The sequence below is a fragment of the Paenibacillus sp. UNC451MF genome (genome assembly GCF_000686845.1).
Lineage (GTDB): Bacteria > Bacillota > Bacilli > Paenibacillales > NBRC-103111 > Paenibacillus_S.
This window is the reverse complement of record NZ_JMLS01000026.1, coordinates 24,212-38,010: the sequence shown is the minus strand read 5'-3', so window position 1 is coordinate 38,010 and position 13,799 is coordinate 24,212. Positions and strand designations below refer to the sequence as shown.

At 47.9% G+C, this 13,799-nt stretch carries 13 protein-coding genes; 6 read left to right on the top strand and 7 right to left on the bottom strand.

Going from position 1 to position 13,799, the window contains the following annotated elements; translation table 11 throughout:
• Positions 1–1,067: 1,067 nt before the first annotated feature.
• Positions 1,068–1,595 (top strand): phosphatase PAP2 family protein, encoded by a 528-nt coding sequence (locus tag BP97_RS0124175; protein ID WP_028551434.1) that lies wholly within the window; start codon positions 1,068–1,070, stop codon positions 1,593–1,595.
• A 68-nt stretch (positions 1,596–1,663) separates the two neighbouring features.
• On the top strand, positions 1,664–2,782 hold the full coding sequence (locus tag BP97_RS0124170; protein ID WP_028551433.1) for a UDP-N-acetylglucosamine--LPS N-acetylglucosamine transferase: 1,119 nt from the start codon (positions 1,664–1,666) through the stop codon (positions 2,780–2,782).
• Between the two features lie 77 nt (positions 2,783–2,859).
• Here the strand turns inward: BP97_RS0124170 and trmB are convergent, their stop codons facing one another.
• From trmB to BP97_RS0124155, 3 genes are all read right to left on the bottom strand, one after another.
• The gene (gene trmB, locus BP97_RS0124165) at positions 2,860–3,609 is read right to left on the bottom strand and encodes a tRNA (guanosine(46)-N7)-methyltransferase TrmB (protein ID WP_028551432.1); all 750 of its coding nucleotides are present in this window, start codon (positions 3,607–3,609) and stop codon (positions 2,860–2,862) included.
• Between the two features lie 124 nt (positions 3,610–3,733).
• Positions 3,734–3,937: a hypothetical protein gene (locus tag BP97_RS0124160; RefSeq protein WP_036746451.1), complete on the bottom strand. Its 204-nt coding sequence runs from the start codon at positions 3,935–3,937 to the stop codon at positions 3,734–3,736.
• Between the two features lie 12 nt (positions 3,938–3,949).
• The gene (locus BP97_RS0124155) at positions 3,950–4,480 is read right to left on the bottom strand and encodes a WGxxGxxG-CTERM domain-containing protein (protein WP_028551430.1); all 531 of its coding nucleotides are present in this window, start codon (positions 4,478–4,480) and stop codon (positions 3,950–3,952) included.
• Between the two features lie 256 nt (positions 4,481–4,736).
• On the opposite strand from BP97_RS0124155, the gene BP97_RS0124150 reads away from it, so the two are divergent.
• A complete protein-coding gene (locus BP97_RS0124150; RefSeq protein WP_028551429.1) occupies positions 4,737–5,693 on the top strand; it encodes a tRNA modification radical SAM protein MnmL/YtqA in 957 nt (318 codons plus the stop codon).
• A gap of 13 nt (positions 5,694–5,706) precedes the next feature.
• Here the strand turns inward: BP97_RS0124150 and BP97_RS40320 are convergent, their stop codons facing one another.
• Positions 5,707–6,180, bottom strand: coding sequence for a hypothetical protein (locus BP97_RS40320; protein ID WP_156043299.1), 474 nt, complete (start codon positions 6,178–6,180; stop codon positions 5,707–5,709).
• 214 nt (positions 6,181–6,394) lie between these two features.
• Here BP97_RS40320 and BP97_RS0124140 point away from each other — a divergent pair, with 214 nt between their 5' ends.
• Positions 6,395–6,979: a tRNA 5-(aminomethyl)-2-thiouridylate-methyltransferase MnmM gene (locus tag BP97_RS0124140; protein WP_028551427.1), complete on the top strand. Its 585-nt coding sequence runs from the start codon at positions 6,395–6,397 to the stop codon at positions 6,977–6,979.
• A gap of 56 nt (positions 6,980–7,035) precedes the next feature.
• A complete protein-coding gene (locus tag BP97_RS0124135; RefSeq protein WP_028551426.1) occupies positions 7,036–8,001 on the top strand; it encodes a type I phosphomannose isomerase catalytic subunit in 966 nt (321 codons plus the stop codon).
• A 186-nt stretch (positions 8,002–8,187) separates the two neighbouring features.
• Here BP97_RS0124135 and BP97_RS0124130 read toward each other — a convergent pair whose 3' ends face one another.
• From BP97_RS0124130 to BP97_RS0124120, 3 genes are all read right to left on the bottom strand, one after another.
• Positions 8,188–9,756 (bottom strand): TolB-like translocation protein, encoded by a 1,569-nt coding sequence (locus BP97_RS0124130; protein WP_156043298.1) that lies wholly within the window; start codon positions 9,754–9,756, stop codon positions 8,188–8,190.
• A gap of 142 nt (positions 9,757–9,898) precedes the next feature.
• Entirely contained in the window at positions 9,899–11,659 is a 1,761-nt protein-coding gene (locus BP97_RS0124125; RefSeq protein ID WP_028551424.1) for a B12-binding domain-containing radical SAM protein, read from the bottom strand.
• A gap of 105 nt (positions 11,660–11,764) precedes the next feature.
• Entirely contained in the window at positions 11,765–11,992 is a 228-nt protein-coding gene (locus BP97_RS0124120) for a hypothetical protein (protein WP_028551423.1), read from the bottom strand.
• A 313-nt stretch (positions 11,993–12,305) separates the two neighbouring features.
• On the opposite strand from BP97_RS0124120, the gene rlmD reads away from it, so the two are divergent.
• Positions 12,306–13,754, top strand: a complete 1,449-nt coding sequence (gene rlmD / locus BP97_RS37265) for a 23S rRNA (uracil(1939)-C(5))-methyltransferase RlmD (protein ID WP_081824338.1) — start codon at positions 12,306–12,308, stop codon at positions 13,752–13,754.
• The last annotated feature ends 45 nt before the right edge of the window (positions 13,755–13,799 follow it).

The following is a 13,799-nucleotide window of genomic DNA, read 5'->3' as shown; positions in this document are numbered from 1 at the left end:
TTTTATGTACCCCAAAGTCTTTTCTCTCTCTACTCTATAGTTATGAACTTCGATGGTCTCTTTTGGATTTGTGTGGGTAGCCGAATATGATTTTCCTCTCTTTGCCCCGTTTTGTCAAAAGCTTCTGTAAGCTCCTTTAAGTCAGAACTCCGAACTATACGGTCAAAAACAAGGCATATTAAACAAAGCTCTCTGCCAACCAGCTTTTACATCTCATTTTCATCGATTTTCAGCTTTTTTTCAGTTTAACATTATTTAGCAGCAACGGTATCCTGCCCCTTACGACCGGGAATTACCTCCACTTTCGTTCAAGCACTTAGACTAGTCCTTTAAAGATCTGATCCCACAACTGCTGTAAGCAGTATACATACCCTGCCGCGGACAATCGGGAACGTATACGCTAATATGATACAACAATTCTACGGCGTGTACAAATTGTGGGAATCCTCCCGATGGGCATAGTATTCCTGTGTGAAAAGCATTGGTAATATCCATTACCCCACATGCCCCAGCATGAAACACACCTTGAAAGCTGCCTGAACTTTCCCAGGGCTATCAGCCCCTGCCTGCTCCATAAGAGTCGACAACAGCGCATTTTTCAAGGAACAAACTTCACGACAAAAAGAAGCATGATTTTCCATACTGACTATACTATTCCATTCCTATGCATTCTATGTCGAAAAAAGGATAAAAAAGGCTCCTTCCCACCCTGTGCTACGCCTTAGTCCAGATCCCTCAGACTCTACTTCTACAGTTGAAACTGTGTCGAATAGGAGGGAAACCTAGATCCTTTGGCATTCCCGTTGGAACCATAGCAGGCGCTTCCAAAGCACTGCACTTGTCCATTTACGCAGGATCAAGGATAGTTCCTCGCCAATTAGGGTAGATTAAAAGGGAAATACTGTCATAACATTCTATCAATCTGATGTTATAAGAACATCAATAGAACATTAAATTGGGCGCCAGTGGATTTATTATTCATTTGATACTCCATTAACAAACCGAAGTTACACTATATATATGTTCGTTAGATAGAGCTTATCCCAATTTTTAAGGAGGCGAAGTTGGTGAGCAGAGTTGTACTATGGCTTCAGCTCCATGAAAACCGACTGTTTTGCTGGGTCAATCAACGGCTTCAGCACAAGATGCTGGATTATCTGTTTAATACGCTAACCCATCTCGGAGGCGCAACGATTACTATAATAACGGCTTTGTGTATAAGCTTATTCGGGCAGGAAGGCTGGAGATTGGCCGGCTTTCACTGCTGCGTCGCATTAGCAATCAGCCACATCCCCGTAGCTATTATTAAGCGCGCCTATCCGCGCCTTCGTCCTTATCTTGTTCTTCCTGACACGAATACATGCAAAAAGCCGTTGACCGATCATTCTTTCCCATCAGGCCATACGACCGCTGTTTTCTCCATTGCAGTACCGCTTGCGTATACTGCACCCTGGCTCGGAACTATTTTAATCCCTTTAGCATTCTTCGTAAGCTTGTCGCGTATATATTTAGGACTCCACTATCCATCCGACTGTTTGGCAGGAATCTTGATTGCAACGACTGCCGTGCTAGTCACTGCACCGATATTCGGGTAATGATTTGGGCATACTAGGGACTGCGTTCATTTTATGTAAATCATTTGGCAAGGTATGGTGAAGAGCCTATGCGTAAAAAAAGGGTCTTGTTATTATCCGAAGGCTTCGGTGCCGGACATACACAGGCTGCTCATGCTTTATCAGTTGGCCTTCGTATGCTCTCGCCCGACATTCAGACCCGCGTTCTGGAGCTTGGCACCTTTCTCCACCCCACATTAGCTCCATGGATCTTGACGGCTTACCGTAAAACAGTCACTACACAGCCTAAGCTATACGGCTTTATGTACCGCTATCAATACAAAAAATCATTAAATCGCTTTACTCAACTGGCGCTGCACCGGATCTTTTACTCTCATGCGGCTGAAGTGATCAATCATCTTCGCCCTGACACCATCGTATGTACGCATCCATTCCCCAATGCTGTCATTTCCCGCTTAAAACGCGCTGGAATGAATATCCCTTTATGCACAGTGATTACTGACTATGATGCACATGGCACTTGGGTCAGCCCGGAAGTAACCAAATATTTGGTATCAACAGCCGCAGTAAAGGAAAAGCTGCTGCATCGGGGCATCCCTTCTGACGCTATCGAAGTCACAGGTATACCGGTCCACCCCAATTTCTGGGGGCAGCATAACCGCGAGGAGCTTCGCACCCGCTTTAATCTTAAGGCCATGCCTACGGTGTTTATTATGGGTGGTGGCTGGGGATTGATGAACAATACGGAATTTATGCAGTACTTTACCCGCTGGCGGGAAAAAATTCAGCTTATTATTTGCATGGGCAACAATGACAAAGCACTCCATGTCTTATCCGAGGACGAACGGTTCAAGCATGAAAATATTAGACTGATGGGCTTTACTACGGAAGTGGATAAATGGATGGATGTATCGGATTTGTTGATTACGAAGCCTGGAGGAATGACCTGTACGGAAGGATTGGCAAAAGGAATTCCCATGCTCTTCTATACACCGATTCCAGGCCAAGAGGAAGAAAATCTGCAGTATTTCACCCAGCACGGTTTCGGAGAGCAGATCAAATCGGCGGAAACGATTGACCATTGGTTCCAACTGTTAATCGATCGATACCCCGAGGTTCAAAAAAGAAGGGCGCAGTTAAATCGCCATGCGAACAGCTACAAGCCGGCTGACTGTACCAATGCGATTATGGAAATCTTGATGCAATGATAGCAATAAATTCACATAACACAAAAAGCATGCATGGCTCGAGAATAGCCAGCATGCTTTTTACATTTTTTCCTTTGTTACTCGTCTTCTGATTCATCAGAAGCTTGGACGTTCTTTTCTTCCCGCTCCCGCTGCTCAAGCTGATGCAAGTGGTCAGCCAATGCAACGGATCCGATGACCGCCTCCAGACGGTGTATGTTCATGCCCTTATCATGAAATTTCATTTCATATTCCGTCATGACCAGATCGGTTCGTGGTCCTTCAGCATGAAGGTCCAAGGCAATATTGCGCATACGCAGCCCCATATCTGCTAATGAGTTCAATGAGAACTCGAATAAAGAACGGGAATCCGTTTTGAAATGAATTTCGCCGCGTTCATTTAAAATATCGATATATTTGCGAACAAAGCCCGAATGTGTCAACCGGCGGCGCGCATGACGCTTCTTAGGCCATGGATCGCTAAAATTCAAATAAATGCGTTCCAATTCATCGGTATCAAATATATCTTCGATTTTTTCAATATTAAAGAGTGCCAGCCTCAAATTGTCCAAGCTACCCCCATGCTCTTCACGGGATAGCTGAGCCTTCTCTGCAGCTCTGCGCAGCAGCTCATCATACATATCCACGCCTATGTAATTGATATCGGGGTTCAAGGCGCTCAGTTGACTAATAAACCGGCCTTTCCCCATACCCAGCTCGACATGAATAGGCTTATCATTGCCGAACAATTCTTTCCATTTGCCTTTATAAGCCGCTGGATTTAATAGGATAAGACCTGGTTGTGCCTCCAACGCTTCCCTGATCCCTTTTCTACCACGTAAACGCATCGTCATCCTCCAAAAAACTGCAATATCATTTTCAGTTCAGTGAGAATTATACTCTGAAACGCCGGTAAAGAAAAGACCGGCCCATGCAAACAAGCTGCACGGGACCGACCATAAATGTTGGAAGTTACATCTCCAGAAGATGATACTCCAGCTTTTGATTATGAGGGAATAGGAATGTCTCCATAGATTCCCGCACCTTTTTTCGAGCATTGGACGCTAATTGAGGTTGTTCATTATAATGAGTTCCCGCACTAAGCGCCCATGCCTCTTTTATCGTAAGCTCAACAAGCAGCTTTTGATTTCCAAGCGGTAAGGTCAGATGGTTCATAGGTTGTCCAATTTATCGGTCGCCAACATTGGATTCATTGCGGTTGTTGCTGCGCAATCCAGCCAACCCAAGCAAACCAAGCAGACCTAACCAGCCCCAACCAGAGCCTGTTCTTGTCGTAGTATCCGCATTGGCTCTGTAGCTGTTAGTGTCGTAGTTCCCACCGTAGCCATACGGTCTGTACGTATTGTGGTCATAAGTATTGCCGTAGGTGTTCATTCGATTCAGAAGATTGTTGCTGCTGTAATTTCCAGTTGTCGTGCTGGTAGTATTTGCATTGTTAGTATAGGTACCATCTGGGGTTGCCGCAGTACCCGTTGTAGAACCCGTCGTATTCATTGTTCCTGTTGTACCTGTACCAGATGTCGAGATCCCGGTGCTTGAAGTAGTATCCACATTATAAGTCCCATAGTTGCCGGTAGTCGACGTTGTCGTTCCCGTGCCGGAGGTACCCATAGTTGAAGTTTCGGCAAAGGCTTGTCCACCAAATCCTAAAGAAGCAGTAAGAGCCAAGGTCATGACGGTTTTAGCAAACTTGTTCATGAGGTTATGATCTCCCTTCGCAGCTGTTTTGTTGGTGCCTCATTAGCATGGTCGCTTGAAGAAATAAATATCCTTTCGAAGGGATAGGAGCTTTTGTCAAGGAAAAATTCGCAAAGCTTTCATTTTTGCGATAAAATAAAAAGGTCGAAGATCCTCGAATTCCGCTCCATAAGGGACTTCGTGTACTCTTGGGTTCCATAAAACAGGAACGTCATACCTCATTTCTACTTTATAAACAAAAAGGAGTTCAATATAGATGAAGCAAGTCGAAGAATCACCTATTCCAGCTAGCTGGGGAGATAAAAGGTTTCATACCTGGAATGTAGAAATGCGTCGGCAGTTCGGCACGAAAGTGTTCAAGGTTATGCTGGACGCAGGATTTACGTGTCCTAATCGCGATGGCTCTATCGCAGCGGGAGGCTGTACCTTCTGCAGTGCGCGCGGATCAGGCGATTTCGCTGGAAGCCGCCGCGACGATCTGGTGACGCAATTCAACAAAATACGTGATCTGCAGCATAAAAAATGGCCAGAGGCTCAATATATCGGCTATTTTCAAGCCTATACCAACACCTATGCGCCAGTGGAGGTACTAAGAGAATATTTCGAAGAGATCTTAAAACAGCCAGGTGTGGTTGGTTTATCCATTGCTACAAGGCCGGATTGCTTGCCTGATGATGTGGTGGAATATTTGGCCGAACTCAACGAACGGACTTATTTATGGGTGGAAATGGGCTTGCAAACGATTCATGAATCGACCTCGCAATTAATCAACCGCGCCCATGACACCCAATGCTATCTCGATGCAGTAGCCAAGCTTCGCAAGCATAACATTCGCACTTGTGCTCACATCATTTACGGCTTGCCCGGGGAGACGCACGAGATGATGCTAGATACTGGACGTGCCGTTGCCCAAATGGATGTGCAAGGCATCAAAATCCATCTGCTTCATTTGATGCGTAAAACTCCAATGGTGAAGCAATATGAAGCTGGATTACTGCAATTTTTGGAAAAGGACGAGTATGTCAAACTGATTGTCGATACGCTGGAAATTTTACCGCCGGATATGATTGTTCATCGTCTTACAGGGGATGCACCGAGAGACTTGCTCATCGGGCCGATGTGGAGCTTGAAGAAATGGGAAGTGTTGAACGCCTTCGACCACGAACTGCGTGAACGGAATACATGGCAGGGTAAATATTGGAAAGCACCCTAATGGAATTGTTAATTTAGAGAGAAAGAAGATGACACAAATCGACCGGTTCTTCATGACGAAAGGAGCAATGCTTCGTGAAAAAGACATGGATAGCGGCGCTGGTCACCGCAGCACTGATCTCCGGCTGCAGCAGCGACCCTGCCCCGCAGCCGCAGGAGAGCCCCGCGCCCGCTAAGCCGCCTGACGCGGGCGAGCTGCTTGCGCCGCCAAAGGCGGAGCAGCCAGACGACAAAGCGTCCGGCAGTACCGTTGGCGGCGACAACACCGCTGCCCCTCCGGCGGCAGCGGTAGAGCCTGCTGCGCCGAGCGGCGGCGCAGCAGGCAACAGCGGCGCGTCTACGAGCGCGCCGAAGAAGCCCGCGGCGGCCAAGCCTACGCTGCCGCCGGCGAAGACGCCCTTGGCGGAGCAGACGCCACCGCCGCAGGTGGTGCCCGACACGCCGAAGGCGACTGAACCGACGACACCGACATTGCCGCCGTCGTCCATCAAGGACCCTCCGAAGGCTACTCCGGCTCCTACACCATCGGGTGACGGCAGCAAGTCGCCTATTGTCCCGCCGGGACAGGATCTTCTAACACCGCCAATGGCTGGCGGAGGATCGAAATAATCGTGTTCCTTCTATAAATAAGTAAGTAAACATGGTATATATAGTTTCCTCTTTTACTTGCACTCATTCTATTTTGGATCTATGGAGGCTCAGATGGGTTTCTTATCAATATTAAGCTTCGCCCATAAGTTAATCGAAGAACGTGTCACTCCGGGCGAAACCGTAATCGATGCTACGGCAGGCAACGGTGTGGACACCGTCTTTTTAGCCAAATGCGTCGGTCCGCAAGGTACTGTTCACGCCTTTGATATACAAGAACAGGCGCTGCTTCTAACCGAGCAGCGCCTAGCCAAAGAAATACCCGGCTGTACCTCCGTCCAGCTGCATTTGAACAGCCATGCGCTGCTTAAGGAGATACTAACCGAAGCAGCGCGCGGCACTGTAGGTGCCGTCATGTTTAATCTGGGCTACCTGCCAGGAGCCGACCAGCACACGATTACGAAGCCTGAGTCTACCCTACCCGCCCTGCAGGCCGCTTTGGACATGCTGCGCGTCGGCGGCATTTTGACCATCGCCTTATATACAGGTCATGAAGGCGGCGGACATGAAGCAGAGGCTGTTCACGAATGGCTGGGACAGCTTTCACAGAAGCAATACCAGGTGCTGGAGTATCGTTTTCTGAATCGCAGCAACAACCCGCCCTACTTAATTGCAGTAGAAAAAAGGCAAACCAGTTGATATAATGCAAGCAAGCTACTGGAAAAATGGAAAAACCTTAGAAAGCAGGGAACTCTTTGAAACCATATCCTTTATTATTTCAACCCGAAATGAAAGAACGCGTATGGGGAGGCCGTGCCTTGGAGCAGTTTGGGCTGGAGCTGCCCGAAGGTCCGATCGGTGAAGGCTGGATGATTGGCGACCACCCGAACGGTACGACCAAAGTAGTCAACGGAGAGCTTGCTGGTCTGGGTCTGGATCAAATCCGTGAACAGTATGGGAAAGACTTTTTCGGAAGCAAAGGCTTCTCCGAGAAAAACGGCCGTTTTCCTCTATTAATTAAACTACTCGATTGTCAGGATGATTTATCCGTGCAGGTGCATCCGAATGACCATTACGACCGATTGCCGCAAGGCGAGCTTGGCAAAACCGAAATGTGGTACATTCTCGATGCCAAACCAGGAGCCAAAATCATCTATGGTCTGAACGACGGTGTAACTCGTGAGCAATTAGCCCAAGCCATCGAAGAAGGCCGAATTTTAGATTGCTTACGCGAAATCTCGGTGGAAGCCGGCGATTCCTTTTATATTCCGGCAGGAACCGTACATGCACTTGGCTCAGGTATACTCGTGGCGGAAATTCAACAAAATTCGGACAGTACTTATCGGCTGTACGATTATAACCGTTTAGGGCTAGACGGCAAGCCGCGGGAGCTGCATATCGAGGATTCCTTGAATGTCATTGCTTATGAAGGCTCAGGCTCTTCTTATATGAAGACGGATCTTCCCGCTTCCAACCAATGGCTTACTCTGGCCAACTCACCCTTCTTCGTTACAGAAAAGGGCAAGGCAGAGCAAACATGGACATTGCAAACAAGCGCAGACAGCTTCATCATCCATATCATCTGCGACGGATCTGGAACCATCCAATGGGCGGATGGCGAGCTTTCTGTCAAGCCTGGTGAGTGCTACTTGATTCCTGCTAATCTAGGAAATTATACGCTGACAGGGTCCATGACCGTGCTGCGGAGCTATCTCCCTTAACGTAAGCAAAAGCCCCCCTTTATCAGGGGGGCGTCTGTCGAAAAAACCATGATAATTCAGATGTATGTGTGATACTCCGGTGAGGTATCCCCTTCCAGCCGCTTACGCTCCTCCAGGGAATCCCCCACCTCCCGCCTTCATTCAGCTTCTGAATAATTGGTTTTTCGGCACTCTGACCACCATATATCAAGGGTGGTTATTTTTTGTTATACCATATACAACAATTCCGTCTTGAGACCCATACAGCTTGAGATCCTCATCTTTCATAGGTGTTGGTAGCGTCTCACCCTGATAAGGCTCTATCGTTTGCTTGTGTAAATCTATCACGAACCAGGTCAATCCTTTTGCATAAAAGACAATACGTCCATCTTCCTGTAGATGAAATCCCTCCAAGCTGTGAGCAAGCAGCTCTACAGCCGACTCGATCTCGTGCCGCTCCCCGCTGCGGGAATCATACACCACAATCGTTTCCTTTCCCTCTTCCCTACCCGTCATTCGCACATATACCCCATGATCACGGTCAGAAATGACCACTCTGCTCTCTCCCCATTGGGCAGTCTCCAAGCGGTCCATTCTCTTCCTTTCTCCCGTAGAGGTATCCAATATATAGACTTCAGGCAGAGCACTCCATGCCTCCGACTCCACGGTTGTATAATAGAGCTGCCCCTTTCCTATGAATTCTATCCAAGCCGAGCAAGGACCTTCCAAGCAGCGGTACCTGCTAATTCCGGTGTAGGCTGCAGTCGGCTCGGTATATTCGGCTGAATCAAACAGGAGCAAATCCAAAGAAAACCGCTCATCGTCTCTGAGATAGGCTGCTGCAATTCCTATTTGTCCCGTAGAAGGGTCGACTGCGATACCTGCAATCCTCTGGTAATTGAGCTCATCGGATTTGGGCAGCATCCAGAATAGCTGATCTTCCCCGGTTAAAGCGTTATACAGCCAAACCTCCTGTCTTTTCCACGTATCCTTCATGTAAATTAGGGATTGCCCATCATTTAACCATTGTGGATATCCTATTTGACCATAAGGAAAGGAATGGATCACATGTCCTTCACGATTCATCAACTCATAGATTTCTTCGGCAGCAATCGGATTTTCGACTCTTTCGCCCCTCAACAACCATTGTCTGTCAGGTGAGAAAGATAAGGTTTGGGTATCGTCTTTTCCTAAGTACAAGGTTGAGGTTTCCTCGTTAAGAGAATTCCATGCCTTGACCTCTACAGACTGAACAGCCTGCAGTACCACATGCTCATCTCCCTTCAGTACATGGCCTTTTAAGCTTTGAACGCCTGATAGATGCAATATCGTATAATTGTCCTCAGCTGCAGCTGATTCCGGAAAGTTCAAAACAAGCTGAATAGTTTTACCGTCCTCCCACTCCATAGACCACTCTGCATTTTGAAGCTGCTTGCCCAGCAGTTCCTCTACTGAGCTTCGGTCTACCTCCTCGGAAAAAATGATCTTCAGTCGATACGGATTGTTTACCAGGATTCGTTTAGGCATGGTTATCCCATTGGGGTAAGAAAGTCGAAAGGCTTCCGACAGCCGTGAATCCTGCTCCGATTCAATCGAATAAGTCAGCTCTTCCGTAAACTCCCTTTGTCTTTCGGTTGGAACGATCCTTTCAATGTTGATTGGCGGTTGAGCGGCTGGCCCTAATTGCACCGCTGTCTGCCTTCCCCAATTGACTTCCTCACCTCCCCAACCGGACCCTGCCATAATAAAAACTAACACCGCGATTAACCCGTTCATCTCCTCACGCCCCACTTCGTTTTCCAGATATATACAATGACGCAAGGCGCTGTATTTTGTTCCTCCTTCTTAAGCATGATGTAAAAATAAAAGCCTCGTTCCTATGGCATTCACCATGAGAAAGAGGCTTTGAGTAAAGAAATTATGCGATTGTAGCTGCAGCATCTAAAGTAAAATATTGAGCTGGCGCAGCCGCATCAGGCGGGAAGTACACCACGAGCAGCCGTTCTTCATCGGAAAGCATTTCGCCGGTTTCCAAATAATGATCCAACCGGAACGGCAGTACTTCTACCATCACATGCTTGTGCAGATCCTTCTCACTAATACGCAGTGCGGCAAAAGTCTCAGAAACCATCTCCGGATGTTCTGCAAGGTATTTGAAGTAGCTGGCCTGAGCCGCTTTATCCAGCTTGAATTCCCACCATATTTTTCTAGGCTTGTACTTATGATTAAGGAAGTAATCTAGCTTCATTAAACCTTCCACCACATGCAGCTGCTTTGTCTCACGTTGGGTCAGAAAGGCACGCAACCGGGTGAACAAATCCTCCAGCTGATGGCCGATTTTTTGCCAGCCCTGAGCTTCCCAGAAATCCCCAAATTGTTGGAAGAAATCAAATGCGGAAGGAAACTCCTCCCGGATCAAATAATTAACGGTATGATCCATCCGATGGGAGTTCCAATATTTCTCCAGTACGTCTTCTACTCGTTTAATCCTGATTAAGTCGGTGAAAGGCAAAATATCGTTGCCAAGAATTTCATAAGGCGCATGATCCATAAATTTATAACCATATTTCTCAGCATCGGCGCGCATTCCCGTTCCGCGAAGCATTTTCAAGAATCCGAGCTGAAGCTCCTCCGGCTCTAATTCGAACACGTCGTTGAACGTTTTGCGGAAGGAGTTGTAATCCTCCTCAGGCAGACCGGCAATCAAGTCCAGATGCTGGTCTATCTTACCACTTTCCTTAACCATGGTGACCGTACGCGTAAGCTTGCTAAAGTTCTGCCTCCGCTTGACAAGGTTGTTCGTGAGATCATTCGTTGACTGTACCCCAATTTCGAAACGGAATACGCCAGGGGGAGCGTTCTCAGCCAAATAATCCAATACTTCAGGCCGCATAATATCAGCCGTAATTTCGAATTGAAACACCGTTCCTCGATGGTTCTGAATAAGGAACTCGAAAATTTCCATCGCATAGTCCCTTTTAATATTAAAGGTTCTATCTACGAATTTAATGAGCTTCGCTCCTGAATCGATCAAGTACAGAAGATCGCTTTTGGTGCGCTCCATATCAAAGTACCGAACGCCGACTTCAATTGAAGACAAGCAGAACTGACAGCTGAACGGACAGCCGCGGCTTGTCTCGAAATAAACGACACGGTTCGCTAAGCTCGGAACATCCTCGGCAAAACGGTGCGGCGAAGGAATATCGTCCAGCTGCAGCTTAGGACGCGGCGGGTTGATGATCACTTTATCGTTTTTGCGGTAGGCAGCGCCAAACACGCTGTACAGCTTCCGATCTCCTGTAAGCTCCTGCAGCAGATGATGGAACGTTTCTTCTCCCTCACCCATCACGATGTAATCCACATCAGGCAGCCTGTTCATCCAATATTCCGTATCATAAGAAACCTCCGGTCCTCCTAATACGACGATAAGCTCCGGATTGATCTTCTTCATCATACTGATCACAGTGATTGTTTCTTCGATATTCCAGATGTAACAGGAGAAACCGAGAATATCCGGCTTCTTTTGAAATAGATCGGAAACGATATTCATCGCCGGATCCTTAATCGTATACTCTACGATGTCTATATCAAAATCTTTCTCGCTAAACGCCTTCAAATAACGAAGCGCGAGCGAGGTATGAATGTATTTCGCATTAAGCGTAGATAGTACAACTTTCATATAGATACCCTCATTTGCTTGCAGAATCAATGTATTTCTTTATTCTACACGGAAACGGGATTGAACACAAAAAAAAGAAAATGGAACAATCTCTCCATTTTCCTGCTATATCCAGCTATTGTTGTGTTCGGTCCAACCGGCTTCTGGTGTCATGGCTTGAAGCAAAAACTCATCGTTGCCGTCCTCGCTCCACCGATTCGCTTGACTCATCAGTTGTTCCTCCACCTGATCCTTTTGCGAAAGCAGCTGCTCCCGATTCCCTTCGGATAAGAGAATGTTTCTTTTTAATTGTTGGCGCTGTTCCATGCGTTTAGCCATTTGGTATAAAATCATGTTCGATCTTCCCTTCTTTGGTTCCTCGTTATCGTTAGGATACCGCCCAAATATTAAGACAAGATTAGCGGAACATAAACAGATCGTTAAAAATCTGCGACGATACGAGATTCTCTTTCTATTTTTCCCAGAAAGTTGAAATATATGTAAAACGGTGGCGCCTTATGCCAAAAAAATGATGAATAATCAGCTGGCTTTTTAAAACGCCGATCTTCATACCCTCTTGGTTTCTCCTTCAGTCTGAACGTGATATAGTAACTGTAACTGAACGAAAATCATGAATTAATATTGTGTATCGGAGCGATTACTGTATATGAATAAGAAAGAAGTACGGACTTCCCAGCAAGGGAAGAAGCCGTTTAAGGGGCAGGCTCCCCAACATAAAAACGTTGCCGGAAGCGGAGAAGATGTCAAGCCGGGAGATCGCATCGTCGTTACGATTAAAAGAATAGGCATTAACGGAGAAGGTGTCGGTTATTACAAAAGAAAAGCGGTTTTTATTGACGGCGCTCTTCCTGAGGAAGTTGTAAAAGCCCAAGTCACTAAAGCAGAATCCAACTACTTGACCGCTCAGTTAGTTGCTATCGAAAAGAAATCGCCTGATAGGACGAAGCCGCCTTGTCCAGTCTATGATGCCTGTGGAGGCTGTCAGCTTCAGCATATGACTTATCCCGCTCAGCTTCGTGCCAAAGAAGAGCTTGTACGCGAAGCCTTCAATCGGTACGCCAAGCTGGCGGACTTGCCACTCCGTCCCATTATGGGCATGGATGAGCCGTGGGGATATCGCAATAAAGCGCAGCTTCAGGCCGGCTGGTCGAACGATCAGATCATCACGGGGCTTTACTCGCCCGGTTCTCATAGGCTTGTTGACATTTCGGGCTGTCCCATCCAGCACCCGGAGATTAATGAAGTGATCAGCAAAGTAAAAGCGATCCTCACCCGGCTGAATATTCAGCCTTATCAGGAACGCAGCCGCAAAGGGATCGTTCGGACCGTCGTAGCACGGGTCAGCAAGCAATCTGGCAGCGTCCAGCTCACGCTCATTACGGCTTCGGAACGTCTTCCCGACAAGGATCGGCTGATTGCAGCCATCCGTGCCGAGCTTCCGATTGTTACTACGATCGCCCAAAACATCAACAAGGCTGATACGCCGCTTGTCTTTGGCGAGGAGACTCACGTGCTCTGGGGCGAGGAACGGTTGGACGAAGAACTGGGCGGTCTTCGTTTCTCCTTATCGCCTCGCGCTTTTTTCCAGCTTAACCCCGAGCAGACCGTTAGGCTGTACGATGCCGCCAAAGAGGCTGCAGCTTTGACCGGTGAAGAGCTCGTCGTCGATGCCTACTGCGGTACCGGCACGATCGGGCTCTGGCTCGCTCCGCAGGCCAAGGAAGTTCGCGGCATCGAGCTCATCCCCGAGGCGGTGGACGACGCCCGCCGCAACGCGCAGTTGAGCGGAGCCGACAACGCAAAGTTCTTCGTCGGGCGCGCGGAAACGCTGCTGCCCGAATGGGTCAAGCGCGGCATCTGCCCCGACGTAGTCGTAGTGGACCCGCCGCGCACGGGTTGCGAACGCGAGCTGCTACACGCGATCGCGGCCGCCAAGCCCGCACGACTCGTCTACGTGTCGTGCAACCCCTCCACCCTGGCCAAGGATTGCCAGGCGCTGCTTCAAAGCGGCTACCGGCTGGAATGGATTCAGCCGGTGGACATGTTCCCTCAGACAGCACATGTGGAGTGTACCGTGCTCCTAGTGAGAAGTTAGAAAAGTTACTATCAGATGCACGTTCTGCTACAGAACGGTGCATCT